The 24,563-nt window shown below is 72.5% G+C and carries 21 protein-coding genes; 12 read left to right on the top strand and 9 right to left on the bottom strand.

Translation table 11 applies throughout. From position 1 onward, the window contains the following. Positions 1 to 32 precede the first annotated feature (32 nt). On the bottom strand, positions 33 to 680 hold the full coding sequence (locus MicB006_RS10620; RefSeq protein WP_116511329.1) for a response regulator transcription factor: 648 nt from the start codon (positions 678 to 680) through the stop codon (positions 33 to 35). Further along, on the bottom strand, positions 680 to 1,801 hold the full coding sequence (locus MicB006_RS10615) for a sensor histidine kinase (protein WP_116505623.1): 1,122 nt from the start codon (positions 1,799 to 1,801) through the stop codon (positions 680 to 682). Before MicB006_RS10615 ends, MicB006_RS10620 begins: the two co-directional genes overlap by 1 nt. 118 nt (positions 1,802 to 1,919) lie before the next feature. Here MicB006_RS10615 and MicB006_RS10610 point away from each other — a divergent pair, with 118 nt between their 5' ends. Both MicB006_RS10610 and MicB006_RS10605 read left to right on the top strand, forming a co-directional pair. Further along, positions 1,920 to 2,753, top strand: coding sequence for an ABC transporter ATP-binding protein (locus tag MicB006_RS10610; RefSeq protein WP_116505621.1), 834 nt, complete (start codon positions 1,920 to 1,922; stop codon positions 2,751 to 2,753). Further along, positions 2,750 to 3,721 carry an ABC transporter permease subunit gene (locus tag MicB006_RS10605; RefSeq protein WP_116505619.1) on the top strand — a complete coding sequence of 324 codons (972 nt, stop codon included), beginning with the start codon at positions 2,750 to 2,752 and terminating at the stop codon, positions 3,719 to 3,721. The genes MicB006_RS10610 and MicB006_RS10605 overlap by 4 nt, the downstream gene beginning before the upstream one ends. Positions 3,722 to 3,771: 50 nt before the next feature. Here MicB006_RS10605 and MicB006_RS10600 read toward each other — a convergent pair whose 3' ends face one another. Further along, entirely contained in the window at positions 3,772 to 4,650 is an 879-nt protein-coding gene (locus tag MicB006_RS10600; RefSeq protein WP_116505617.1) for an alpha/beta fold hydrolase, read from the bottom strand. A gap of 97 nt (positions 4,651 to 4,747) precedes the next feature. Here MicB006_RS10600 and MicB006_RS10595 point away from each other — a divergent pair, with 97 nt between their 5' ends. The 3 genes from MicB006_RS10595 to MicB006_RS10585 all read left to right on the top strand — a co-directional run bounded on the left by MicB006_RS10595 (position 4,748) and on the right by MicB006_RS10585 (position 8,508). After that, positions 4,748 to 6,703 (top strand): BTAD domain-containing putative transcriptional regulator, encoded by a 1,956-nt coding sequence (locus MicB006_RS10595; protein WP_116505615.1) that lies wholly within the window; start codon positions 4,748 to 4,750, stop codon positions 6,701 to 6,703. A 38-nt stretch (positions 6,704 to 6,741) separates the two neighbouring features. Continuing rightward, positions 6,742 to 8,133 carry a pyridoxal-dependent decarboxylase gene (locus tag MicB006_RS10590; protein ID WP_116505613.1) on the top strand — a complete coding sequence of 464 codons (1,392 nt, stop codon included), beginning with the start codon at positions 6,742 to 6,744 and terminating at the stop codon, positions 8,131 to 8,133. A 99-nt stretch (positions 8,134 to 8,232) separates the two neighbouring features. Continuing rightward, positions 8,233 to 8,508 carry a hypothetical protein gene (locus MicB006_RS10585; protein WP_225980694.1) on the top strand — a complete coding sequence of 92 codons (276 nt, stop codon included), beginning with the start codon at positions 8,233 to 8,235 and terminating at the stop codon, positions 8,506 to 8,508. Positions 8,509 to 8,559: 51 nt separating this feature from the next. On the opposite strand, the gene MicB006_RS10580 is transcribed toward MicB006_RS10585, so the two are convergent. Further along, on the bottom strand, positions 8,560 to 9,480 hold the full coding sequence (locus MicB006_RS10580; protein ID WP_116505612.1) for an RNA polymerase subunit sigma-70: 921 nt from the start codon (positions 9,478 to 9,480) through the stop codon (positions 8,560 to 8,562). A gap of 137 nt (positions 9,481 to 9,617) precedes the next feature. Here MicB006_RS10580 and MicB006_RS10575 point away from each other — a divergent pair, with 137 nt between their 5' ends. Then, on the top strand, positions 9,618 to 10,385 hold the full coding sequence (locus tag MicB006_RS10575) for a DUF899 family protein (protein WP_225980693.1): 768 nt from the start codon (positions 9,618 to 9,620) through the stop codon (positions 10,383 to 10,385). A 152-nt stretch (positions 10,386 to 10,537) separates the two neighbouring features. Here the strand turns inward: MicB006_RS10575 and MicB006_RS10570 are convergent, their stop codons facing one another. Continuing rightward, entirely contained in the window at positions 10,538 to 11,329 is a 792-nt protein-coding gene (locus MicB006_RS10570) for a class I SAM-dependent methyltransferase (RefSeq protein WP_116505610.1), read from the bottom strand. A 192-nt stretch (positions 11,330 to 11,521) separates the two neighbouring features. Here MicB006_RS10570 and MicB006_RS10565 point away from each other — a divergent pair, with 192 nt between their 5' ends. The 3 genes from MicB006_RS10565 to MicB006_RS10555 are packed head-to-tail and all read left to right on the top strand — an operon-like array spanning position 11,522 to position 14,168. Further along, positions 11,522 to 12,358 (top strand): CPBP family intramembrane glutamic endopeptidase, encoded by an 837-nt coding sequence (locus MicB006_RS10565; protein ID WP_116505608.1) that lies wholly within the window; start codon positions 11,522 to 11,524, stop codon positions 12,356 to 12,358. Continuing rightward, the gene (locus tag MicB006_RS10560; protein ID WP_116505606.1) at positions 12,358 to 13,512 is read left to right on the top strand and encodes a sensor histidine kinase; all 1,155 of its coding nucleotides are present in this window, start codon (positions 12,358 to 12,360) and stop codon (positions 13,510 to 13,512) included. Before MicB006_RS10565 ends, MicB006_RS10560 begins: the two co-directional genes overlap by 1 nt. Then, complete coding sequence (locus MicB006_RS10555; protein ID WP_116505604.1) at positions 13,509 to 14,168, top strand: response regulator transcription factor; 660 nt, start codon at positions 13,509 to 13,511, stop codon at positions 14,166 to 14,168. The genes MicB006_RS10560 and MicB006_RS10555 overlap by 4 nt, the downstream gene beginning before the upstream one ends. A gap of 1 nt (position 14,169) precedes the next feature. Here the strand turns inward: MicB006_RS10555 and MicB006_RS10550 are convergent, their stop codons facing one another. From MicB006_RS10550 to MicB006_RS10540, 3 genes are all read right to left on the bottom strand, one after another. Further along, positions 14,170 to 14,685 carry a hypothetical protein gene (locus tag MicB006_RS10550; RefSeq protein ID WP_116505602.1) on the bottom strand — a complete coding sequence of 172 codons (516 nt, stop codon included), beginning with the start codon at positions 14,683 to 14,685 and terminating at the stop codon, positions 14,170 to 14,172. A 99-nt stretch (positions 14,686 to 14,784) separates the two neighbouring features. After that, entirely contained in the window at positions 14,785 to 18,240 is a 3,456-nt protein-coding gene (locus tag MicB006_RS10545; protein WP_116505600.1) for a protein kinase, read from the bottom strand. 9 nt (positions 18,241 to 18,249) lie between these two features. Then, the gene (locus MicB006_RS10540; RefSeq protein ID WP_116505598.1) at positions 18,250 to 18,840 is read right to left on the bottom strand and encodes an SAVMC3_10250 family protein; all 591 of its coding nucleotides are present in this window, start codon (positions 18,838 to 18,840) and stop codon (positions 18,250 to 18,252) included. Between the two features lie 348 nt (positions 18,841 to 19,188). On the opposite strand from MicB006_RS10540, the gene MicB006_RS10535 reads away from it, so the two are divergent. The 3 genes from MicB006_RS10535 (at position 19,189) to MicB006_RS10525 (ending at position 24,076) form a co-directional block, all read left to right on the top strand. Then, positions 19,189 to 22,185, top strand: coding sequence for an N-6 DNA methylase (locus MicB006_RS10535; RefSeq protein ID WP_225980692.1), 2,997 nt, complete (start codon positions 19,189 to 19,191; stop codon positions 22,183 to 22,185). A gap of 231 nt (positions 22,186 to 22,416) precedes the next feature. Beyond that, positions 22,417 to 23,148, top strand: a complete 732-nt coding sequence (locus MicB006_RS10530) for a class I SAM-dependent methyltransferase (protein WP_116505596.1) — start codon at positions 22,417 to 22,419, stop codon at positions 23,146 to 23,148. 37 nt (positions 23,149 to 23,185) lie between these two features. Then, positions 23,186 to 24,076: an arginase family protein gene (locus MicB006_RS10525; protein WP_116505594.1), complete on the top strand. Its 891-nt coding sequence runs from the start codon at positions 23,186 to 23,188 to the stop codon at positions 24,074 to 24,076. On the opposite strand, the gene MicB006_RS10520 is transcribed toward MicB006_RS10525, so the two are convergent. Continuing rightward, positions 24,073 to 24,483 carry an NUDIX domain-containing protein gene (locus tag MicB006_RS10520; RefSeq protein WP_116505592.1) on the bottom strand — a complete coding sequence of 137 codons (411 nt, stop codon included), beginning with the start codon at positions 24,481 to 24,483 and terminating at the stop codon, positions 24,073 to 24,075. The two genes, MicB006_RS10525 and MicB006_RS10520, sit on opposite strands and share 4 nt — an antisense overlap. Positions 24,484 to 24,563: the final 80 nt, after the last annotated feature.

The following is a 24,563-nucleotide window of genomic DNA, read 5'->3' as shown; positions in this document are numbered from 1 at the left end:
GTACAACGTACGGTAGGGCGTCCGCCAACGGATCAGCAGACCACGCGGTGCTCCCACGCCCAGACCGCGATCTCGGTACGGTTGCGCAGGCCGAGCTTGGTCTGGATAGCCGAGACGTGGCTCTTGACGGTGCTCAGCGAGATGAACAGCTCCGCGCCGATCTCCAGGTTGGTGCGCCCCCGGGCGATCTCGCGTACCACCTCGATCTCCCGCTCGGACAGCGCCGGGCGGCGCTCGTCGCGGGGCGGGGCGGGCGGGCTCAGATGCCGCAGCAGCCGTACCGTCACCGACGGGGACACGAGCGCGTCGCCCTGGTACGCCGCCCGGACCGCCTCCACCAGCAGCGCCGGGCCGGCGTCCTTGAGCAGGAACCCGGCCGCTCCCCCGCGCAGCGCGCCGTAGACGTACTCGTCCAGGTCGAACGTGGTCACCACGACGACGCGCAGCGGGTCGGCCACCTCGGGCCCGGCGAGCGCCCGGGTCACCTGGAGGCCGTCGAGCCGCGGCATCCGGATGTCCACCAGGCAGACGTCGGGGCGCAGCCGGCGTGCCTGGGCGACCGCGTCGACGCCGTCGGACGCCTCGGCGACCACTGTGATGTCGGGCTGGTCCTCCAGGATGAGCCGCAGCCCGCCGCGGACCATCGCCTGGTCGTCGGCGATGAGCACCCGGATCGTCATCACGGCCTCCCGTGCGGCAGGGCAGCCCGCACCGACCACCCGGCGCCGTCGGGGCGGGGACCGGCGCGCAGCGTGCCGCCCAGGGCCTCGACACGCTCACGCAGGCCGATCAGGCCGTATCCGCCCCGGTGCTCGCCGGGCCCGCCGGGCGCGTCGTCGGTCACCTCGACCACCACCGCGTCCGGCTCCTGCGCCACGTCCACGGTGACCTGGGCGGCGTGCGGCGCGTGGCGGGCCACGTTCGTCAGCGCCTCCCGGACGATCCGGTGGACAGTGCTGGTGACCTCCGGCGGCCAGGTCGTCGCCCCTGGCAGCCGCAGCCGCACCGGCGGGCCCTGCCGACCGAACCGCTCGACCAGCTCCTCGATCTGCTCGGTGCCGGCCGAGGCCGGCGGCGCGTCAGCGGTGTCGCGCAGCACCCCCACCACGCGGCGCATGGCCCGCAGCGCCTCGCCGCCGGCCGCCTCGATCCCGGCCAGCGACTCCGTGACGCGGGCCGGATCCCGCCGTCCGACCAGGTGGGCGGCCTGCGCCTGCACCACGATGCCGGTGACGTGGTGGGCCACCACGTCGTGCAGCTCCCGAGCCAGCTCCAGTCGCTCGTCGCGGCGTACCCGCTCGGCGGTGGCCCGCGCCCGCTCGTCGAGCAGCCGCAGCGTCAGCCCGGTGGCGACCCCACCGAGCCAGCACAGGGCGTTGAGCGCCACCACCCCGGACCCGCCCGCGCCCGGCCGGGCCACCGCCCACGCCCCGGCCGCGACCACAAGACCACCGGCGGCGATCAGCCCGGCGGGCAGCGGCGGCAACGCGCGTACCGCCGATCCGACCAGCACCGCCGACGCCAGCGCCAGCGCGGGCCCCGGCTCGGTGGGCAGGTCGAACAGCCGGGCGGCGGCGACCGCCGACCCGGCGACGGCGAGACCGGCAGTCGCTGTGACGACGCGCTGTCTGTCGCGTACCAGCGCCAGCGCGCCGACCGCGACGGCGGCCGCGCCGCCGACGAGCCAGTACCGCAGACCCCAGCTCGCGGCGATCGCCACCGCCTGGACGCCGACCGCGGCGAGCAGCACCGCGGCGAGCCCCGCCGTCGCCGCCACCCGGGTGAGCCTTTCGGTAGCCATGCCCAGCACGCTAGGAGATCGGCGGCCGGGCCGAACCGGCCGAAAGGAGGGTCCGCCGCGCGCCGGGCCCTGCTCCGGACCGATGCCCGCCGCTCCCGCCGTGCCCAGGATGAGCCGCATGCATCCACCACTCGCCCTGCACGCCGAGCGGCTGACCAAACGGTACGGCCGCCGCACCGCGCTTGCCGACTGCGACCTGAGCGTTCCGCGCGGGCACGTGGTCGGCCTGGTCGGCCCCAACGGCGCCGGAAAGTCCACGCTGCTGCAACTGGCCTGCGGGCTGATCGCGCCCACCTCCGGCACGTTGACGGTGCTCGGCGCACCACCTGCCGCCGACGCCGCGCACCTGGCCCGGGTCGGATTCGTCGCCCAGGACACGCCGGTCTACGCCTCCCTCACCGTCGCCGAGCACCTGCGGATGGGCGCGTGGCTCAACCCGTCCTGGGACGCGGCGCTGGCCCGGCGGCGGATCGACGAGGTCGGCCTCGATCCGGCGCAGAAGGCGGGCCGGCTCTCCGGCGGCCAGCGCGCCAAACTGGCCCTCGCGCTGGCCGCCGCGAAGCGCCCCGACCTGCTGATCCTCGACGAGCCGGCCGCCGCGCTGGACCCACTGGCCCGCCGCGAGTTCATGCACGGCCTGGCCGGTTTCGTGCGGGAACTCGGCGCCGGCGCGGTGCTCTCCTCGCACCTGCTCGGCGACGTGGCGCAGGTCTGCGACCACCTGGTCGTGCTCTGCGCCGCCCGGGTCCAGGTAGCCGGGCCGGTCCCTGACCTACTCGCCACGCACCACCGGGCCGCCGCCGCGCCCGCCGGGGCCGAGGTGGTCTGGGCCGAACCCGGCCGCGTCGTGGTCCGGGGCCCGGCGGTACGCGAAAGCGCGCCGATCACGCTGGAGGAGCTGGTCCTGGCGTACCTGTCCCGGGCCGCCGCCCACCCGGCGGTGACCAGATGATCCGGATGACGCTGCGGCAGTTCCGCCTCCCGGCGCTCGCCGGCGCCGTCCTGCTGGTGCTGGCCGGCGCCTACCTGCTGCGCCTCGGCGCGGACATCCGGGCCGAGCCCGACCCGGCCCGGCTGCCCGACCGGTACGCGCAGACCATGCTCTTCCTCGCCGGCGGGTTCGCGCTGGTGCCCGCGCTGATCGGCGCGTTCTGGGGCGCACCGCTGGTCGCGCGGGAGCTGGAGCAGGGCACGCACCGGCTGGTGTGGAACCAGAGCGTGCCGCGCCGCCGCTGGCTGGCGGTCAAGCTCGCCGTGCTGTCAGCCGCCGCCACGCTCGTCGCCGGGCTGCTCGGCGCGCTGCTGACCTGGGCGGCCGCGCCCGTCGACCGGGTCGCCGGCGACCGGTTCAGCACCGTGCTGTTCGGCGCGCGCGGCGTCGCGCCGGTCGGGTACGCCGTGTTCGCCCTCGTCCTCGGCGTCGTCGCCGGGATGGTGCTGCGCCGCACGCTGCCGGCGATGGCAGTGGTGTTCCTGGCCGTGGTCGTGGCGCAGCTCGCGGTGCCGAACCTGCTGCGCCCGCACTACCTGCCGCCGGAGCGGGTCACCGTGCCGATGACCGCGGAAACGGTCAACCGGGCCCGCAACCTGGGCAGCATCACCGACTCGCCGGTCGTCGGCGGGCTGGACGTGCCGGGCGCGTGGGTCACCGACATCAGCCCGCTGCGTACCGCCGACGGACGGCAGCTCTCCGACGCCGCGTTCGGCACCTGTTTCCGTGACCCGCCGCGCACCGGCGCCACCGGCACGTTCGGTGACACGGCGGTGTGTCTCGGCGCGCTCGACCTGCACGTGGACCTGGCCTACCAGCCGAACCGCCGGTTCTGGACGTTCCAGTGGATCGAGCTGGCGCTCCACCTCGGCGCGGCCGGTCTGCTGGCGGCGCTCGGCCTGTGGCACGTCCGGAGACGGGCCGGCTGAGCGGACGGGGGCGGCCGGTCCGGGCGCCACGCGCGCCCGGACCGCCGTACCTACCGCTTGAGCAGCGCGCGCAGCGCCTCGCTGATCTCGCCAGGTGCCTCCTCGGCCATGAAGTGCCCGGCCGTGGTGGTGCGGTGCTCCAGGTCCGGGGCCCAGGCCCGCCACACCGCCGCCGCGTCGTAACCCAGCGCGGCACCCCAGTCCTGCTGGATGACGGTGACCGGCATGGCCAGCCGCCGCCCGGCGTCCCGGTCCGCGCGGTCGTGCGCCACGTCGATCCCGGCCGACGCCCGGTAGTCCGCGACGATCGAGTCGACCGCCTCCCGGGAGGCCCGCAGGTACTCGGCGCGCACCTCGGCCGGCATGGCCGCCGGGTCACCGGCCCAGGCGTCGAGGAAGTGCCCGAAGAACGCGTCGGCGCTGCCCGCGATCATCTTCTCGGGCAGGCCGGGCGGCTGGGCCATCAGGTAGAGGTGGAACGCGACCGTCGCTGACGCGCCGTGCAGCACGTCCCACATGTCGAGGGTGGGCAGCACATCAAGCGACGCCAGGTGGGTGACCGCGTCCGGGTGGTCCAGGCCGGCCCGGACCGCCACCAGGGCGCCCCGGTCGTGCCCGGCGAGCGCGAACCGCTCATGTCCGAGCGCGCGGGCCAGCGCCGCCACGTCGGCGGCCATGGTCCGCTTGCTGTACGTGTCCTCGGTGTCCGCGGCCGGCTTGTCGCTGGCGCCGTAGCCGCGCAGGTCCGGGCAGATCACCGTGTGCTCGCCGGCCAGGTCGGCGGCGACGTGCCGCCACATCAGATGCGTCTGCGGGAAGCCGTGCAGCAGCACGACCGGGCTGCCGGAGCCGCCCACCGCCACGTTCAGCGTCACGCCCTCGGCGACCGGAACGCGCTGGTAGTCGAATCCCGCGATGGTGGTGCTCATCTCGATCCCTCTTTCGTCTCGTCGTACCTGACCAGCGTGGCGGCGCCCGATGAGCAACCGATGAGCGCGATACGGTGACCCCTGTCGAGGAGGGTCGGTGCCTGTCGGTTTCGGTGTGCTGGGTCCGGTGACGGCCTGGGACGACGCGGGTGAGCCGGTCGACCTGAAGGGGCCCCGGCACCGGGCCGTGCTGGCCCGGCTGGTCGCGGCCCGGGGCCGGGTGGTGCCGGTCGGGCAGATCGTCGACGACCTGTGGGACGACCCGCCGGCCGGCGCGGTGGGCGCGGTCCGCACATTCGTCGCGGCGCTGCGCCGCCGCCTGGAACCGCGCCGTCCGCCACGCGAGCCGGCCCGGCTGCTGGTCACCGACGGGCCGGGGGACGCGCTGCGCGCCGCCCCGGACACCGTCGACGCGTGGCGGTTCGAGGACACCGTCAACGAGGTCGCCGACGCGCTGCCCCGGGCCGCGCTCGACCGGCTCGACGGGGCGCTGGGCTGGTGGCGTGGCCCCGCGTACGCCGACTTCGACCAGCAGTGGGCGCACGCCGAACGGTCCCGGCTCGACCAGATCCGGCTGACGGCTGTCGAGCGGCGGGCCGAGGCGCTGCTGGCGCTGGACCGGGCCGCGGACGCCGTACCCGATCTCGACGCCCACGTCGCCGCGTACCCGTGGCGGGAGGACGGGTGGGCACTGCTGGCCTCGGCGCTCTACCGGGCCGGGCGGCAGGCCGACGCGCTCGCCGTGCTGCGCCGCGCCCGCGAGCTGCTGCGCGACCAACTCGGCCTGGACCCCGGGCCGCGGCTGCGGCGGCTGGAGACCGACCTGCTGCGGCAGGCCGAACCCGAACCGACCGGCGCGGCGCGGGTGTGGGCCGAGACCGCGGCGGCGTACGAGCGCAGCGTGGTGCCCGGCGCGCGAGCCCGGCTGGAGTCGACTGTCGGGCTGCTGCGCAGCCTCGCGGTGACCGGTCCGGGTGGACTGGAGGCCGCCCGGGACCAGCGCGAAGCCGCAATCACCGCCGCCGAGCAACTGGGCGATCCGGAGTTCACCGCGCGCGTCATCGGCGGGTACGACGTACCCGCGATCTGGACCCGCTCCGACGACCCGGCGCAGGCGGCCCGGGTCGTCGCGGCGGCGCAGCGGGCGCTGGCCGGGCTGGGCCCGGACGCGCCGGAGACGACCCGCGCCCGGCTGCTGGCCACCGTCGCGATCGAGTCCCGAGGTACGGCGTCGCCGGGCCCGGCGCAGGCCGCGCGGGAGGCGGAGGCGATCGCCCGCCGGGTGGCCGACCCGGCGCTGCTGGCCCAGGCGCTCAACGGCGTGTACATGCAGACGTTCCGCCGCGCCGGGCTGGCCGTCGAGCGGGACGGGATCGGCGCGGAACTGGTGGCGCTCGCCGCACGCCACGGCCTGCCCACAGTGGAGATCCTCGGGCACCTGATCCGGGTGCAGGCGCGCAGCGCGCTCGCCGACTTCACCACCGCCGACACGCACGCCGACGCGGCGGACCGGCTCGCCGCCCGCCACGAGAGCCCGCTCGTCGGCGTGTTCACCGGCGGCTACCGGGCCATGCTGACCGCCGCCACCGGCGCCGCGTACCCGGACGCGGAGGCCGCGTACCGGTCGTGGGCGATCGGGCTGGCCGGCTGCGGGATGCCGGGCGTGGAGCGCGGCCTGCTGCCGCTGGCGCTGCTGTGCCTGCGGGTGTGGCACGACCTGCCGGCCGACTTCCCGGCCGACACCGACTGGGGCCCGTACGCGCCCTGGGCGCGCCCGCTGGTGCTGCTCGCCGCCGACCGCCGTGACGAGGCCGCCAGGGCGTTGCGCCGCACCCCGGCGCCGCCGCGTGACCTGCTGCAGGAGGCGCTGTGGTGCCTCACCGGCCGGGCCGCGGTGGCGCTAGACGACCGGGACGCGATGCTGCGGGCCCGCTCCGCGCTGGCCCCGGCGGCGGGTGAGCTGGCAGGGGCGGCCAGCGGCCTGCTCACCGTCGGGCCGGTCGCCGCGCACCTGGACCGGCTCGACGCCGCCCTCGAGGTGACCGGCGGCTAGGGCGCTCGGGACACCCGGCCTGCGGCTAAGGTGCGGCGATGGACGAGCTGAGGGACCTGTTCCGCCGCGCCGCCGACCACGCGGCCGACTACCGGCTGTCGCTGCCGGACCGGCCGGTCGGCGTGCCCGTGGACCAGGCCGCGCTGACCGAGGCGTTCGCCGGTCCGCTGCCGGACGCGCCCACCCCGCCCGAGCAGGTCCTCGCCGACCTGGTGGCCGCCGCCGAGCCGGGCCTCGTCGCCAGCGCCGGCCCCCGCTACTTCGGCTTCGTCGTCGGCGGCGCCTCGCCCGCCGCAACCGCCGCCGACATGCTGGCCGTCGGCTGGGACCAGATCGCGTTCAACGCGGTCACCTCCCCCGCCGCCGTGGCCGCCGAGATGGCAGCCGGCGGCTGGCTGAAGGACCTGCTGGGCATCCCGGCGAGCGCATCAGTCGGCTTCGTCACCGGCGCGCAGGCGGCGAACACCGCAGGCCTCGCTGCCGCCCGCCACCAGGTGCTCGCCGACGCCGGCTGGGACGTGGAGCGGCGCGGCCTGTCCGGCGCGCAGGCGGTCCGCGTGTACGCCGGGGCCGAACGGCACGTCACCATCGACAGGTCGCTGCGCCTGCTCGGCCTCGGCACCGACGCGCTGCACGCGGTGCCGACCGGCCCGCAGGGCGCCGTCGACCCGGACGCCCTGGAAGCCGCGCTGCGCGACGCCGGTCCCGGACCGACAATCGTCTGCCTGCAGGCGGGCAACGTGAACACCGGCGCGTGCGACGACCTGCGCCGGGCCTGCGACCTGGTCCACCGGTACGGCGGCTGGGCGCATGTGGACGGCGCGTTCGGGCTGTGGGCCGCCGCCAGTCCCGCCACCCGGCACCTGGTCGACGGGCTGGAGAACGCCGACTCGTGGGCCTGCGACGGCCACAAGTGGCTGAACCTGCCGTACGACAGCGCGTTCGCGTTCTGCGCCCGGCCCGACGCGCACGCGGCGGCCATGTCGCTCGCGGCCGCGTACCTCGTGGGTTCCGGTGGTGTGCCCGCGGGCGCGGACCTGACCGCGGAGTCCTCCCGCCGCGCCCGTGGCTTCGCCGTCTGGGCGGGCCTGCGGGAGCTGGGCCGCGACGGCGTCGCCGCGCTGGTGGAGCGGTGCTGCGCGTTGGCCCGGCGGTTCGCCGACGGTCTGAGCGCGGCCGGATTCGAGGTGGTGAACGACGTGGTGCTCAACCAGGTGCTCGTCGGCTTCGGCGACGACGCGCGCACCGACCGGGTGGTGGCCGCGGCGCAGGCCGACGGGACGTGCTGGGTGGGCGGGACGACGTGGCGGGGACGGCGGCTGATGCGGATCTCGGTTTCGAACGCGACCACGACGGAGGCGGACGTGGACCGGTCGGTGGCGGCCATCATCCGGGTGGCCCACCGGGACGGCGGCGACATGGTTCAGTGAGGACCGTGACGTGGCGGCGGGCGGCTTCCACGGCGGCCGTGCTGGTCCTGGCCGTCGCGGCCGTCGGCGGGTGGCGCTGGTGGCATCGGCGGCGCCAGTGTGGAGGGCCGAATCCCCGACCGCTACCCCTGGTTGCGCGGTGCGGGCGACATCCGGGTCAGCGAGGACGAGTGGCTCAGCGTCGGCAGCCGGCTGGGGATTCACGACGCGGGCGCCTCACCTCTGACGTTCGTCGCCCTGTTTTCCCACCTGGAGAGACACGAGCGGGCGTACCCGATCGCCACCGCGCCGGTGACGCTGCCGGACCTGCTGCTGGCGCTCGTCCACATGGGACCGGACGGGCAGGTGTACTGGGCGCAGAGGTTGCAGGGCTGAACCGCTTCGCCTCCAGCGCAGACTCGGCCACTTGGCTTGGGGCTTGCTCGTCTAGGGCTCGAGCGTGGCGGGCATGTTGAAGGCGGCGACGTGACGGGCGCCGATGAAGGCGTTGCTCTCGACGATTTTCCCGTTCTCGATCCGGAGTACGTCGACGACCAGCGCCTCGTAGTGCGGGCTGCCGGGCCGGCGGAGGTAGTTGATCAGTGCCGGGCGCCCGTTGGCCGAGGTGGGGAACGTACGCCAGTCGAGCGGTCGGCCGAGGAACTGCGCGGCCGCGTCGATCCCGACGACCGGCGGCTCGGGCGGCATCGTGATCCGTACGTCCTCGGCGAGCAGTGCCCGGATCGTCTCCGGGTCCTTCGCGTCGGCGTAGCGGCGCAGGATCGCTTCGTCCTCACGGGTGAGCTGCGGGCGGCGCCAGTCCGTCGGGTCCGACGGAGCGCGCCGCCGGAGGGTGTGGCGGGCCCGCTGGAGGAGGCTGTTGACCGCAGCTACGGCGGTGTCGAGCGCGGCGGCGATCTCCTGCGGCGTCCAGCCGTAGACGTCGCGCAGCACGAAGGCCGCCCGCTGCCGCGGCGGCAGGTACATGAGCGCTGCGATCACGGCCAGCTCGACGGTCTCCCGGGCGGCGAGGCCGGTCTGCGGGTCGTCGGCCAGCAGGGCGTCGGGATAGGGACCGAGCTCGGTGGACCACTCCAGCGGATCACCGTACGGTACGGTCCGGCGACCGGTCGCCTTGCGGCTGTCGAGGAAGACGTTCGTGGCGATCCGGTAGAACCAGGTGCGCGCCGACGCCCGGCCCTCGAAGCGGTCGCGAGCCCGCCAGGCACGCAGGAAGGTCTCCTGCACCAGGTCGTCCGCGTCGGTGACGTTCCCGGCGAGGCGGTAGCAGTGGACGTGTAGTTCACGCCGGTGCTCGTCGAAGGCTCGCTGCAGCCAGACCGCCTGCTCATCAGGCGAGTCGGACATGTGATCTCCCCGGTGCTGACTGGTCCTCACAACCGTACTGACGACCGCGGACCCCATCCGTCATCGGTCACCGATGACGATCGCCGGCCCGGTCGTCTGTACCTGTGACCGATCCCCACTCCACGAAGGAGACAGCCATGACGGCAACCCCCGCGTCCAGCGCCGCCGCGCCCCCGGTCGTCGACCGGGAGACCTGGCTGCGCGAGCGCGACGAACTGCTGGCCCGGGAGAAGGCCCACACCCGCGAAGGAGACGCGATCGCCGCCGCTCGTCGTCAGCTGCCGATGACCTTGATGCCGACCGTGACGGTGCGGGGCCCCGGCGGGGACACCCCGCTGGTGGAGGTGTTCGAGGGCCGCCGGATGCTCATCGCCTACTTCCACATGTGGCACGACGGCAAACCGTACGAGCACCAGTGCGAGGGGTGCACCTTCTCGACCTGCCACATGCAGACGCTGGACTACCTGCACGCTCGCGACGTCACCTACGCCGTGTTCTGCCAGGGCCCCTACGACGAAAGTGCCCCGTTCGCGGAGTTCATGGGCTACAGGTTCCCCTGGTATTCGGCGAAAGACTCCGACCCGGCTCTGGCCGACGGTCGTGACTTCGGGTTCATCGCGTGCTACCTGCGCGACGGCGACAAGGTCTACGAGACCTACTGGACCACCGGGCGGGGCGTGGAGGCGTTGACGACCACCTACCACGCCCTAGACCTCACCGTGTACGGCCGGCAGGAGAACTGGGAAAACTCGCCTGAAGGCTGGCCGCGGCTCACCGGGCACCCGTGGCGTCTCGACGGCCGCCCCACCGCGCAGTGGTCACGCCCCGGTGTCGCACGCACTCGTCCGGCTGCGCAATCGACCGATCGCGGACCTGCTCCGTCGGGAGCACCTGGCCATAGCTAGCCGAGCAAGCCAGTCGGCAGATCAATGACGTTGAAGTATTGACGCTCTTGGCCACGTCGGCCCTTCACACCGATGGTCACGGGACCGACAGCCGGGAAGCAACCGGTCAGACCGGAGGAGCAGGTGACTTCATTCGACGAGTGGCTGGACGCTTATGAGCCGGTAAACCCGTACTGCAGCCGGACGTCGACCCACTCCGTCACCACGTCCACCCCGCCGAGAGCGTCGCGCACCTCGGCGGCGAATGCTGTCCGCTGCCGCGAAGAAGGCAGCCGTTCCACGGACATGGCGGAGAAGACCCCGCCGACCATGTCGTCGACGGTGAGCGGCGCCCCGTATTGCACCGACATCTCCTCGTACCGGTAACCGGCGCGCACGAGCGCCTCGCGGTTGCGCCGGCGCCCGGCCTCGTCGGTCTGGCATCTTCCGGTGACGGGGTGGCCGAGCATCCGCTCCAGGCATCCGCGCAGCGCGGGCGACCATTCGGTGTCCTGCGTCCACAGCGGCTCGCCGTTGGTGACGACGGCGATGCCACCGCCGGAGCGCAACAACGGCCGGGCCGCCTCGAACAGGGTGTCCCGGTCCATGAAGTGAATGGCGACGGCGACGGTCAGCGCACCGACCGTCTCCCCGCCGAGCAGCCGGGACAACGCGGGCACGTCGCTGTCGCTGCCGAGCACCCATGTGGCGTTGGCAGTCCCCCGGTCCACGGCGGCACGCCGGGCGATCGCCAGCATGTCCGGCTCCGGGTCCACGCCGATGACCGCGCCGACCCGGTCGGCGAGCGGGAGGCTCAACTGGCCGGTACCGCAGCCGAGGTCGACCACCGTGTCGTCGCCGCCGAGACGGAACGCTGCCGCCAGCGCGTCGACCACGGCGGGCGGATAGCCGCGCCGATGCCGTGCGTAGTAGGTCGCCACCTCACCGCCGAAGCCCGTCGCCATGCCGGCAGCCTGCCCGCCGAGGCCGTCCCGAAGCCAGCCTTTCTGCTCAGGGCACGCCCCGAACGCCGCGCTCGTCCCCCGTGGGAGCTACCCGCAAGTGTCCACCGCACGGTGACGATTCCCGGCCTGCGAATCCATAGCGTTTTCAGGTGAACCGCGGCGCTCCGGCCGCGACATTCCGAAGGAATCGTCATGCGTGTGGTGAAGCAGTTCCTGGCCGTCGTCGCGGTCAGTCTCGTCGGCAGCCTGGCGGCGGTCGCGGCACAGGACAACGCCGGGCTCAGCCTGATCCTCGGCGTCGCGACCGCCGCGGCCGCGATCATGGTGTACGGGTGGGTGGTGCGCCGTACCGAACGCCGCGAGGTCACCGAGCTGGCCCGGAACGGCGCGGCCGCAAGACTCAACCGCGGGGTGCTGATCGGTTTCGCCATGTTCGCGGCAGTGATCGTCAACATCGCCCTCATGGGCGGCTACCACGTGCACGGCCTCGGCTCGGTGTCCGGCGCGGTGGGCATGGTCGGGTTCATGGCCGCCGCGGCGGTGACCGAGGAGCTGATGTTCCGCGGTCTGCTGTTCCGCCTGGTCGAGGAGCGGCTCGGCACGTGGCTGTCGCTGCTGCTGACGGGTGTGCTGTTCGGCCTGATGCACCTGCTGAACCCGGACGCCAGCCTGTGGGGCGCGACAGCCATCGCGATCGAGGCCGGGTTCATGCTGGCGGCCTGCTACGCCGCGACCCGCAACCTGTGGGTGCCGATCGGTCTGCACTTCGGCTGGAACTTCGCCGCCGGCGGCATCTTCGGCGTCGTGGTGTCCGGCAACGGCGAGCCGGCGGGGCTGCTGGACGCCAGCACGTCGGGTTCGACACTGCTCAGCGGCGGCGACTTCGGGCCGGAGGGCAGCCTCTACACGGTGGCCGCCGGGGCCGCGCTGACTGTGGTCTTCCTCTGGCTGGCCCACCGCCGCGGCCACATCGTGCGACGGCGTCGCCGCGCGGTCGAGGCCCCGGCGGAGAGCGTTACGGTCTCCTGATGATCATCCGACGGATGCTCCCGGACTCGTGGCGGCGCTGGCCCGTCACGGTCCGGGACCTCCCGCTCGCGCTGGTGATAGCCCTCGCGTCCGTGACACCACCGCTGCGCGGCATCGGTACGCAGCTCGGCGATCTGCCCGCCCGGCCGTTCGACGCGCTGACCGTGGTGGTGATCGCGCTGGAGTGCCTTCCGCTGGCGCTGCGCCGCAGCCGTCCTGCGCTGTCCCTCGCCCTGGTGTCGCTCGGCTTCGCCATCGACCAGGTACGCGCGTACCACACCTTCGCGGGCGCCGCGCTCGCCATCGCGCTGGTGAGCGCGGGCGCCCACCTGGACCGCGGCCGCCGTGCCACGGTGCTCGTCGGCTCCCTCGCGTACGTCGGACTGGCCGTCGCCCTCGACCGCCAGGGGTCGGCCGAGGGGGTGACCGGCTTCGCCACGTTCTACCTGCTGCTGGCGCTCGCCTGGGGCACCGGATCATGGCTGCGGCAGAACCGCGCCGCCGAGGCCGAACGCCGCCGGCACGTCGCCGAGACCGCCCGCGCCGCCGAACGTGCCCGCATCGCCGGTGAGCTGCACGACGTGGTGACCCACCACGTGACGGCGATGGTGGTGCAGGCCGAGGCGGCCCGCTACCTGACCGCCGCCCCCGACCGCCTCGACACCGCCCTGACCGCCGTCACCGACACCGGCCGCCGCGCCATCGGCGACCTGCGGGTGCTGCTCGACGTGCTCAACCCCGACCACGGTACGGAGCCGCACACCCCGTCGATAGGCGAGCTGCACACCCTGGTGGAGCAGACCCGGCAGGCCGGGCAGCCGGTGGAGTTCACGCAGCAGGGCACCCCTGCGAAGGTGACCGGCGGCGCGGAGCTGGCCGCGTACCGGGTGGTGCAGGAGGCGCTGACGAACGCCCTCAAGCACGCCCACGGCCGCCCCACCGCTGTCCACGTACACCATGGAGACCGGGAGATCACGGTGGAGATCAGCACGGACGGCCCCGGCGCGCGCGCCGCCGGTCCGGGCGGAAGCGGACGCGGCCTCGCCGGGTTGCGCGAGCGCGTGACGGTGCTCGGCGGCGAGTTCGACGCGCAACGGCGGGCGGACGAGAGCTTCGTCGTCCGGGCGCGCATCCCCACCGGGAGCGCGTCGTGACCGCGCCGATCCGGGTGCTGGTCTGCGACGACCAGGCGCTGATCCGTACCGGATTCACCACCATCATCGGCGCGCAGCCGGACATGGAGGCGGTGGGTGAGTGCGGCGACGGCCGCGCCGCGGTCGACCTCGCCGGCCGCCTGCGGCCCGACGTGGTGGTGATGGACGTACGCATGCCGGTGCTCGACGGCATCAAGGCCACCCGCCTGCTGGCCGGCGCGGACGTCGCCCACCCGGTGAAGGTGCTGGTGGTGACGACGTTCAACCTCGACGAGTACGTCTACGAGGCGCTGCGCGCCGGCGCGAGCGGGTTCCTGCTCAAGGACGCCCCACCGGCACAGCTGCTGCACGGCATCCGCACCGTCGCCTCCGGCGCCGCACTGCTCGCGCCCGAGGTGACGCGGCAGCTCGTCGGCAGGTACGCGGCGCGCATCCGCCCGGCCGAGGGCACGCCGGCGGACGTGGGGCTGACGCCGCGTGAGCTGGAGGTGCTGCGGCTGATCGCCGAAGGGTTGTCGAACGGCGAGATCGCGGCGCGGCTGGTGATCAGTCAGGAGACGGTGAAGACGTACGTGTCGCGGATCCTCACGAAGCTGGACCTGCGGGACCGGGTGCAGGCGGTGGTGTACGCATACCGCACCGGCCTGGTCACCTGATCTACCCGCCAGGAACCGACACACCATCGTCGTCGAGAGGTGAGCCGTCCAGGGCGCTATCGGTCTCCGCGGCGGTCAGACGCACGATCACGTCGCCGTCGGAGGTCGGAAAGCGGGTGAAACGCAACAGGACGAACCCCGAACGGTTGCTGCCCCGCACGCCGTTGCCGAGGGGCATCGTGTGCACACCCTCGACGAGCCATTGATAGAGCGGCTGCGCGTCCGCGTCACGCCAGCCCTTCAAGCCAGCGTGGTGAACGGCCAGGGTCAGCTTCTCGGCCAGGTACTCGGGGTCACAGACGCTGGTGATCATCAGATCAAGTTCCGCGAACCGGTGAGCCGCCCCGAAGTGCCACAGTGCCCGCACGTCGCGGACCCCCGGGGTCAGCGGCCGTCCGACGAACAACCAGTCGTACGCGTCCAGGAAGGGTGCGTGGCGCCTGAGCCAGCTCTCCCTTTCCTGCTGCGGCACGATCCAGGGCGAAGGGATCTCGTTGAACTCGTCGGTCCACACCACTTCGGGAATCTCCCAGGCGTCGAGCCAGTTCTGACGCGCTCCCGGTTGGCCAGGAACGCGGCTCGCAGTTCATCGTGCTGGCGGCGTTCGGTCATCGGATCACTCTCCGTAGTCCCAATCGAGGCCCCAGATGCGGACATTGCCCTGGTGGTCGCCGGTTACGACGGTGCCGAACGCGGCGTCGGCGCGTATCGCGTTGACCCGGACGTGGTGACCGTGCAGTGAGCGGATCCGGCGTCCGGCGCGCAGGTCCCAGACGTCGACGGTCTGCTCTCCCGGGTCTCCGGCCACCGCGAACCTCCCGTCGGGCGACACCACCACCTCCTCGACCCCGGAGAGGCGTCCAGCCGAGTCGTCGAGAGCCCTCCCGTCGAACACCAGCTCTCCGCTCGCGGCGTCCCAGACGACGAAGCCGGTCGACCCGGCGATGACGGCGAGCCGACGGGAGTCCGCGAAGGCCAACGCCGCCGACGAGCTGTGCTTGACCCGGTCGAGGTGGTACGACGGGCGCCTGTCACCCGGTCGCCACGCGGTCAGGCGGGTCATCCCGGCCAGCAGCAGCATCCCGGAGGCGAACCGGATCTCCGTGTGCGGGTCGACGTCCGCAAAGGTCTTCACGGGCTTTCCGGTGTCCATCGACCGGACCTCCACGGCGGCCGTGTCGTGGGTTCGCAGCTGCACGGCGATCGAGCGGGACGCCTCGTCGGCGGTGACGCCGACGATCGTGCCGGGTCCGGTGCGGACCGTCGCGACGCAGGCAGCCGCCTCCAGCGACCACACCGTCGCCAATCCATGGCCGAAGCCGACCGCCAACAGGTCGCCCGTGATGTCGAGCGTGGTGTTGCCGTCGTCGCGAGGCAGGGCGCCGGCCACCTTGAAGCGGGGCTGGAACGTCCTGGTGTCGTGGCAGGCGACCGATCCGTCGGAGTAGCCGATGATCATGTCCCGGCCGCCCCTGGCGAAGGACAGGCTGGTGGCGGGGTTCCGCCGCTCGGTGACCCCGCCTGCCTTCTCCAGTGTCTCCAGGTCGAAGATCTCGACCTCGTCGATGTTGGCCGGGAAGGCGAACAAGCGGCCGGAGGCGCCGATGTCGAAGGTGCCATGGGCGAGCATGACGTCGGACAGCTCCTGCTCCAGCCAGATGCCGGTCAGTCCGGTGCGCCGCAGGTTCCGGCTCAGGGCCCTGGAGGCTCGGCGTAGCCGCGGGTGACGTTCGTGGCCGGGAACGGCACGCGCCTCGCGGATCGCGTCTGCCGCGCGCCGTTCCTCTCCGGCCGCGATCATCGCCTCGACGCGTTCCATGACCTGGTCGAACGCCCGCTCGTCGCGTGCGAGGGCACCGACCGGGCGGGGCGGCGCGTACGACCAGGGAGCGAGGTGTCCGCTGAGCGGCATGGGAAGTCGGGAGAGCGACGTCTGGCCACTGTAGCCGTGCGATTCGGCGATGACGGCGTAGCCGCAGTCCCCGCTGAACGCCGTCGCGTCGCGACGTGAGCCCCGCGCCCAGTCCTTCGGGAAGGTGCGGACGCATCGGCGGATGGCGAGTTCGAGGACCTGAAGGTCGCCGGTCCCGGGGTCGAGCAGCGCCCAGCCGGCCCGGCCGGAGACGCCGAGCATGCGGTATCCGGTCAGCCAGGGGATCTCCCACCGTCGCGGTTCGTCCCAGACCCGCATGTCCACCACTGTCAGGGACTGGTAGCCGATCCTCAGGACGGTCGACCCGTCCGGCGCCAGCGCCACCTTCTGGCCGTCGCCGTCCATCTCGTCGGCGGGTATGTGCAGCCCCCGCATCCTCGTGTCCCGCAGGGGCCACCACTGCTCCACCCGGTGGTCGACGGCGGAGCCGGGACGGCCCAGTGAGGCGGAGACGCACACCTCGGCGTCCGGGCCGAGGACCACCCGGGTGACAGTGCCGTCGTGGGGCCGGATGCCGGCGACCGGCTCCCAGGCGCCGGTGCGGAAGACGAGGACGCGGCCGTCGGCCGTACCCACAGCCGCGAAGCCACCCTCGGGGCTGAGCGCCACGGCTGTTCCTCCGTCCAGCCGGCCTTCGAGGCGGGCCGTGCCGTCGGCGAGCCGCCACCGCTCGACGCGGGAATCCTGGTAGCAGACGAGGACCCGCGCTCCGGCGTGGTCGATCGCGACGTCGACGGGAGCCGGGCCGGAGGCGGCGAGTTCCGCGACCACCCGACCCGCGAAGGCGTCCCAGACCCGCACCCGCCCTGACCTCTCGGCCACCACCACGTGTGTCGCGTCATGATCGCAGGCCATCGCGACGACCTGGCCGGACAACTGCCCGAACACCTCGAGCGTGCCCCTCGGCTCCAGCCGGGCACAGCGCTCCCGCGCGGCCGCGATCTCCGGCGAACCCGGATGCTTGCGGTCCGCCTCAGCCAGGTGCCGGGCCGCGAGGACGCCGTCGCCGCGTTCCATGTGCACCATCGCGGCCAGGTAGTCCGCCTCCCAGGAGTCGCCCGTAGCGCGCAGCTCCGACAGGAGGGTCTCGTCGGTGACCAGGCCGTCGGCGCATCTGACGAGCCCGTGGTTGTAGACCGCGCGGACGTTGTGCGGGTCGATCGCCTTGGCCCGCTCGAACATCTCGATCGCCCGACGTTGGTCGCCGAGGTCCCACAGGGACAGCGCCTTGTTCGACAAGCCGTCGGCCTTGAGAGACGGCGACACCCGGTCGGGGTGCGGGTAGGGACCAGATGCGCAGTCCGCGTAGACGCTCAGCAGGACGGCCTCCGCCTCGGCGGTGTCGCCAATCCTCGACCGGGGGTCGCGCACCAGGCAGCCGGACAGGAGATCGCGCAGCGGCCGCGGGAGATCGCCGCGTAGCGACGCCAGCGCATCCGCACCGTCGTGTCCCCACTTCCAGAGCCGGCGCCCGTGCAGCAGCTCGATCACCGTCAGCGCCCAGGACCACATGTCGCTGGCCCGGCCGATCCTTCCGTCCGGATCGACCTGCTCCGGGGAGCAGTACTGCGGTGTGAATCCGCCGAGCGTCGCGTACGAGGTCTCGACGCCACCGTCTGCGCTGTGCGACACGGACGCTTTCGCCTTGGCCGTTCCGAAGTCGGTCACCCGTGCGGTCTCACCGTCGTACATGACGTTGGAGGGCTTGATGTCCTGATGCACCAGACCTGCCGCGTGCGCGTGGCCGATGCCGCGCAGCATCTGGATCGCGACGTCCAGGGCCCGCGGGAGATCGCGGCACCGCCCGTCCCGCACCGCCGCCGTCAGGTCGCCGCCCGCGACCCATTCGGCGAAGACCACCGGGTACGCCCCGACGCGCTGCACGTAGTTGCAGCCCACCACGTTCGGATGTGGATCGAGGTCGGTCCAGGCCTGCGCCTCTTGAGCGAGCAGATCGAGGATCCCGGGCGCCGAGGCAAGGTCGGGGCGCGGCGTCTTCACCGCCAGGTCGACGCCCCAGGCGAGGTGATGGGCGCGGTAGACGAACCCCGTGCCGCCGGTTTCGACGACCTCCTCGATGCGGAACGTGTCGAGGACGGTCTCCCCCGGCCGCCACCGGATGACCTGCCCCGCGTCCACGCCGAGGCCCTAGTCGACGAGCGCCACGTAGATCGGACTGCCCAGCAGCGTGCCGTTCGGGCCCGGCTTCTCGGCCAGCCGCTTCGCGACGAACTCGACCCGTTGCGCCGGCCCCGGGAGCGCGGCCCCGATCTGCGCCAACGACTCGTGGAAGCGCTCGTCGTCGAACTCGCCCGGGTCGGCTCGCAGTTCCTGGAGCTTGCGGAACAGATACGGCGGGACCGATCCAACCGGTTCGGCGTCACCGCCACCGACCACGTGCGACGCCGAGCCGCCGAGCACGATGACCTGGTCGTCGAGCGTCCCAGCGAAGACCACGATGCCGGCGGTCGGGAAGACCTGCCAGCGCATCTCCAGGCATGCCTGGACGTAGGGGCGCTCCTCGTCCGCGGCGCCGATCTGGTCGGCGTCCTGCAGGTGCCGGATCACCTTCTCCAGCTTGTCGAGGTCGTGGCGCTCGGGCAGGACCGCCTTGCGGCTGTAGCGGACGACCTTCAGGTCGACGGCGAGCTCGGTCTCGTGCTGCGCGGAGGAGGCGACCTGTGCGGCCAGGAGCCCGATCTTGAGATGCGACAGGTAGAGGTAGTACTTGAGGCTCAAGATGCACTCCGGTTACGGGGAGACGTCCGAAGCCCACCCTACGTGGCGCACGCTCACGCCGCTTGCCCTCGATCGATAATGATCGGTGTCCGTGCGTGACATCGCGCGCGATCCCGCGCAACACGGCCCGTCCTCAACGGGTTGAACCGCCCCGGGTTCTGTGGAGACCTTGATGTGAGCTGTCCTTAATCCGACAGTCATTCGTAATCGCTTGGCTTCAGCGAGTCACAATATCCACACTGGCGTATGGCCCGCTCGGACGGTATGCCAGATGTAAGCCGAAGCCGCCACTCGTCACCCCGGCCGCAGGTACGCGCGCCCGACGGCTTCCCTCCGTCACTACAGCCCTTGCTGGCGCGGATCGCCGACCGGCGCGCCGCCCGCAGCGAGGCGACCCTGCAGTCCGACATCCGCCAGCTGCTGCTGGCTGGCGATTTCGGGCTCTCTGGCTCCCACCTCGACGACATCGACCTCGAGGCCCCGGCCGGCGGTGGCCGGCGCATCGACATCGAGGTCGGCTACACCATCATCGAGGTCAAGCGAGGGCTCCAGACCGGTCGCCGCCTCCGGGATGCTGAGCGCCAGCTCGCTGGCTACGTGTGGTCGCGGTGCATGGGGAGTGGCCAGAGGTACGTCGGCATCCTCACCGACGGCGCCACCTGGCGGGCATATCAGCTGACCGGCGACGAGCTGACCCTCGTCGACACCCATACGGTCGCTGCCACCCGCCCCGACGGTCTGGCCCTCTTCTACTGGCTGGAAGGTGTGTTGGCGACGAGCCAGCGGGTCCGCCCGGCTCCCGCCGAGGTGGCTCGCCGCCTCGGCGCGCAGAGCACCTCCCACAAGCTGGATCGTGCCGCGCTCGCCGCGCTCTACGCCGAGCATGAACGGCTGCCGACCGTGGAGTTGAAGCGGAAGCTGTGGGCGGAGCTGCTCGACAGCGCCCTGGGCACCCAGTTCGTTGACGACCCGGACCTGTTCGTCGAGCACACCCTGCTGATGAACAGCGCATACATCATCGCGCACCTGGTCGTCGGCATCGACGCCCTGGAGTTGCAGCCGCAGGACCTCATCACTGGGCAACGGTTCGACCAGGCCCGCATCCTGGGCGTGGTCGAGCACGATTTCTTCGGGTGGACCACGGAGGTGCCCGGCGGTCGCGAGTTCATCCATGGGCTCACCCGGCGACTGGCCCGGTTCGACTGGCTGCGGGCCGACCACGACATCCTCAAGGTGCTCTACGAGTCGATGATCGGCCCGGAGACGCGCAAGCGGATGGGCGAGTACTACACCCCCGACTGGCTCGCCGAGCACCTCATCGACACCGTCGTCACCGATCCGCTGCGGCAACGTGTGCTGGATCCCGCCTGCGGCTCCGGCACCTTTCTCTTCCACGCGGTCCGCCGGTATCTCGCCGCTGCCGAGACGGCGGACGTGCCGCTCGATGCCGCGCTGACGCAACTCACCCAGCACGTGGTTGGCGTCGACCTGCACCCGGTCGCCGTGGCGCTCGCACGCGTGACCTACCTGCTCGCCATCGGCCACCAGCGGCTGACCGACCAGCGAGGCGCCATCACCATCCCGGTCTATCTCGGCGACAGCATGCAGTGGCGGGAGCGCCGTGACCTCTTCACGGAGGAGCACGTACGAATCAGTGCCGGCTACAACGCCAGCGCGGTCGAGGAGTGGCTCCGCTTCCCCAAAACCCTGCTCGACGAGCCGAGCCGCTTCGACCAGATCGTCTCCGGACTCGCCGGCATCGCGGCAAAACCGCGAGACCCGAACAACCCGCCGTCGCTGGCGGCGTTCTTCCACCACCTGCAGATCAGGGCTGACGACCAGCCGATGATTCGCGGCACCTTCGAGGCGATGTGCCGACTGCACGACGAGGGCCGCGACCACATCTGGAGCTACTACCTGCGCAACCTGGCCCGGCCCGTCTGGTTTGCGATGGACGACAACCGGGTGGACATTCTCATCGGCAACCCGCCGTGGCTCTCGTACCGTCACATGCCTACCGGTATGCAGGCAATGTTCAAGAAGCTCTGCAGTGAACGCGGGCTGTGGCGTGGTAGTCAGTTCGCGACGCAGCAGGACCTCTCCAGCCTTTTTGTCGTCAGAACCATCCAGCAGTATCTCCGCGATGGTGGCGCGTTCGCCTTCGTCCTGCCCAACGCCGTGCTCGACCGCGAGCACTTCGAGGCCTTCCGCAGCGGGCGGTACACGGACGAGACCGAGCCGACAGACGTTGCCTTCACCGGCTCCTGGGACCTGCGCCGCCTGCGTCCCCATCCCTTTCCCCGGGGCGCCAGTGTCGTCTTCGGCAATAAGGCGGCCACCGGCAGCCCTCGCCGCCTTCCCTCGGTCACCGAGCGATGGACGGGGCGCCTCGGCACCGATGCCAGGAGATGGAAACAGGCGGCGCCGTCCATCAACCGGGAACTTGTCCCCCTGGGTGGGGCGTACCTCGCCGAGTCACCGTACAAGGCACACGTGCACAACGGTGCGACCATCTTTCCCAAGATCCTCTTTTTCGTCGAGGTAGATTCCGGCGGGCGGCTCGGCCTCGGCGTCGGCCGCCACGCTGTTCGCTCGGCCCGCAGCAACATGGAGAATCCTCCGTGGAAGGATCTGCCCGCTCTCGAAGGCGTCGTGGAGAGCGAGTTCATCCGCCCCGTACTGCTCGGCGAGACGCTGCTGCCGTACCGGATCCTGCCCGCGAAGAAGGCGGTGCTTCCGCTCGACGGTTCCACCCTGATGACCGGGTCCGGCTCTCGACTCGACTACTACTTCGGTCTGGCCGAATGGTGGCGGAAGGCGGAAGCCACCTGGGAGGCGCATCGCAGCAGCGCGCGACTAACTCTGGGTGAGCAACTCAACTTCCGACGCAAGCTGACCGCGCAGCTTCCCGCGCCGCCCCTTCGGTTGGCCTACACCGCCTCCGGGATGCACGTCGCCGCCGCCATCGTCGACGACCCGGCCGCGGTCATCGAGCATGCTCTCTACTACTGCACGATCGACAGCCGGGCGGAAGGTCACTATCTCAGCGCGATCCTGAACAGCCCGGCTCTTACCACGCTCGCCCGTCCGCTGATGTCATACAGCAAGGACGAACGGCATATCGACAAACACGTGTGGAAACTACCCATCCCCCGGTACGACGACGCAGACCGGACGCACCGACGCCTCGCCGATCTCGGCCAGGACCAGTGTCAGTTCGTGGCTGGACTCGACCTTGAGGAGGGGCGAAGCTTCGTGACCCTGCGTCGACGCATCCGAGTCGCACTCGCAGGCCATTCGGCCACTGCAGAGATCGAAGCCACGGTCATGGAGATGCTCAGCTGATGGATGCTTCTGATCGCCGTCGAGCTGCGGGTCGACGGGATGGCCACGCACACTCGGGCAGTCCGTTCCGGCGCGACGCCGTACTCCCTCAGCAGGAACGCGCGCAGGGCGTCCGCCGGCAGCTCACCGTCGACGTGGATCCGATATCGCACTCTCTGCCCCTATCCGAGCCAGTGCCTAACCCGCCACAGTGCTTGCCTCGCCGGCCCGCCGGGGAGTTGGCTGTCGCGTATGGCCCGCATCGCGTACCACGACGCCGACGCCGAGGCGTTCGCCGCTACCCGGCACCTCACCGACGACGGTCTCACGGCCTGGCGCGCCGCCGTCGCCCGGCACCTCGCCCCGCGCGCGGGGATGCGCTTGCTCGACCTGGGCGCCGGCACTGGCGCCTGGGCACGCGCGTTCACCGACTGGTTCCCCGGCGTCGAGGTGGTCGCCGTCGAGCCGTCGGCGGCGATGCGCGCCCGCTGCGCGTTCGCGCCGCTCGTGGCCGGCGACGCAGGGCACATCCCGCTGGCCGACGGGAGCCTCGACGGCGCGTGGCTGTCCACGGTCATCCACCACGTACCCGATCTGGCCGCGACGGCGCGCGAGCTGCGCCGGGTGCTGCGCCCGGACGCCCCGGTGCTGATCCGGTCCGCGTTCGCCGGACGGCACGAGGCGATCACGCTGTTCGACTACTTCCCCGAGGCGGTCCGCGTGCTGGACACGTATCCGGGTGTCGCCGACGTCGCGTCCGCCTTCGCCGACGCCGGTTTCGGCGCCGCGACGGTCGAGCAGGTCCCGCAGGTCACCGCGCCCTCGCTGCGGGAGGCGGCGGCCGGCCTGCGACGGGAGGCGCACACGCCGCTTCAGCTCATCACCGACGCTGAGTACGCCGCCGGCGTCCAGCGGCTACGCGAGGCGGCACAGGCGGACACCAGGCCGGTGATCGACGCGCTGGACCTGCTGGTGCTGCGCTGATCCCGTTGTCAGGCCCACCCGAGGTTAGGGTGGGGCGATGGATCATCGTCAGTGGACGGTTGTTGGAGCCCCGTCGAGCGCGGGCGCCCACACCCCGGGCATCGAACGCGCACCTGCCGCCCTGCGCGCCGCCGGTCTGCTCGACCTACTGGGCGCCGACGTCGAGGACTCCGGTGACGTGCCGGGCTTCCGGTGGCGGCCGGATCCGGCGTACCCGAGGGGGCAGAACGCGGGCGCGGTGGCCGCCGTCGCGTCGGCGGTGGCCGACCGGGTCGTGGGCGCGCTGGGCCGCCGCCGCGTGCCGCTGGTGCTCGGCGGCGACTGCACAGTGACTGTCGGCCTGGTCGCCGGGTGCGCGCGGGCCGGGATGTCGCCCGCGCTGGTGTACGTGGACGGCGGTCCGGACCTGTACACGCCGGTGACCCGCGCGAACGGCAACCTGGACGCGATGGGGCTGGCGCACATGCTCGGCCTGCCGGGGACGCTGCCCGAGGTGGCGGGCGTCGGGCCCACGGTGCCGCTGCTGTCCCCGGAGCGGGTGGTGGTGTACGGCGACTCGCTGCCCCCTGGTGACCACGAGCGGGATCTGGTGGCGGAGCTGGGGCTGGCGTACGTGCCGGCCGATGAGGTGCACGCCGACGCGCGGGCGGCCGCGCGACGGGCCCGGTCGGTGGCCGAGGATGCGGCCGACGGGTTCGTGGTGCACTTCGACGTGGACGTGCTGAGTTTCGTGGACGCGCCGCTGGCGGACGTGCCGGAGCCGTCCGGGCTCAGCCTCGCCGAGGCGGCGGCCACGCTGGCCGAGCTGGTGGCGAGCCCGCGGTTCTCCGGGCTGTCGGTCACCGAGATCAACCCGCACCATCTGCCGGACGACGAGGTGCTCCCCCGGTTCGTCCGCGCGCTGGCCGGGGCGCTGACGGCGGGTTAGGCGCCGGCGAGGTGCAGCGGCAGCACCTTCGCCGCGCTCACCGCCAGGTCGCGGTCGAGCACCTCGTCGCGGGGCACGAAGACCATCGCCTGTCCCTCGCCGAGGATCACGTCCTCCTGCCGCGCCTGCGTGGTGCCGCGGAAGACGTACACGGTGACCGTGTGCGCAAAGCCGTCCTCGTGCGGGCGCGGACCGCTCCACAGCAGGTGCAGCTCCCCGGCGGTCAGGCCGGTCTCCTCCAACAGCTCGCGGCGGGCGGCCTGCTCCGGTGTCTCGCCCGGTTCGATGCTGCCGCCGGGCAGGCTCCACTGGTACGGGGAGACCGGTGCGTTGCCGTCGCGGTGCTGCATGAGGATCGCGCCGGTCGGGTCGACGAGCAGGACGAGAGCGACGTCGTAGTTGGCCACGGCCCGAGCATGCCACGGGGCGCTGCCACACATCTCCTCACTTTTGCTCGGATGCGACGAAAGTCCTATCAGTAACGACG

This window comes from Micromonospora sp. B006 (genome assembly GCF_003408515.1).
Taxonomy (GTDB): domain Bacteria; phylum Actinomycetota; class Actinomycetes; order Mycobacteriales; family Micromonosporaceae; genus Micromonospora; species Micromonospora echinospora_A.
Note: the sequence above shows the minus strand (reverse complement) of the source record. Positions and strands in the feature narration are given on the sequence as shown.

Excerpts from the sequence above, each read along its gene's own strand:
- MicB006_RS10610 (WP_116505621.1), top strand. The coding sequence starts at position 1,920 with ATGCATCCACCACTCGCCCTGCACGCCGAGCGGCTGACCAAACGGTAC.
- MicB006_RS10575 (WP_225980693.1), top strand. The coding sequence starts at position 9,618 with ATGACGGCAACCCCCGCGTCCAGCGCCGCCGCGCCCCCGGTCGTCGAC.
- MicB006_RS10525 (WP_116505594.1), top strand. The coding sequence starts at position 23,186 with ATGGATCATCGTCAGTGGACGGTTGTTGGAGCCCCGTCGAGCGCGGGC.
- MicB006_RS10605 (WP_116505619.1), top strand. The coding sequence starts at position 2,750 with ATGATCCGGATGACGCTGCGGCAGTTCCGCCTCCCGGCGCTCGCCGGC.
- MicB006_RS10620 (WP_116511329.1), bottom strand. The coding sequence starts at position 680 with ATGACGATCCGGGTGCTCATCGCCGACGACCAGGCGATGGTCCGCGGC.
- MicB006_RS10600 (WP_116505617.1), bottom strand. The coding sequence starts at position 4,650 with ATGAGCACCACCATCGCGGGATTCGACTACCAGCGCGTTCCGGTCGCC.
- MicB006_RS10530 (WP_116505596.1), top strand. The coding sequence starts at position 22,417 with ATGGCCCGCATCGCGTACCACGACGCCGACGCCGAGGCGTTCGCCGCT.
- MicB006_RS10590 (WP_116505613.1), top strand. The coding sequence starts at position 6,742 with ATGGACGAGCTGAGGGACCTGTTCCGCCGCGCCGCCGACCACGCGGCC.
- MicB006_RS10565 (WP_116505608.1), top strand. The coding sequence starts at position 11,522 with ATGCGTGTGGTGAAGCAGTTCCTGGCCGTCGTCGCGGTCAGTCTCGTC.
- MicB006_RS10580 (WP_116505612.1), bottom strand. The coding sequence starts at position 9,480 with ATGTCCGACTCGCCTGATGAGCAGGCGGTCTGGCTGCAGCGAGCCTTC.
- MicB006_RS10560 (WP_116505606.1), top strand. The coding sequence starts at position 12,358 with ATGATCATCCGACGGATGCTCCCGGACTCGTGGCGGCGCTGGCCCGTC.
- MicB006_RS10570 (WP_116505610.1), bottom strand. The coding sequence starts at position 11,329 with ATGGCGACGGGCTTCGGCGGTGAGGTGGCGACCTACTACGCACGGCAT.
- MicB006_RS10615 (WP_116505623.1), bottom strand. The coding sequence starts at position 1,801 with ATGGCTACCGAAAGGCTCACCCGGGTGGCGGCGACGGCGGGGCTCGCC.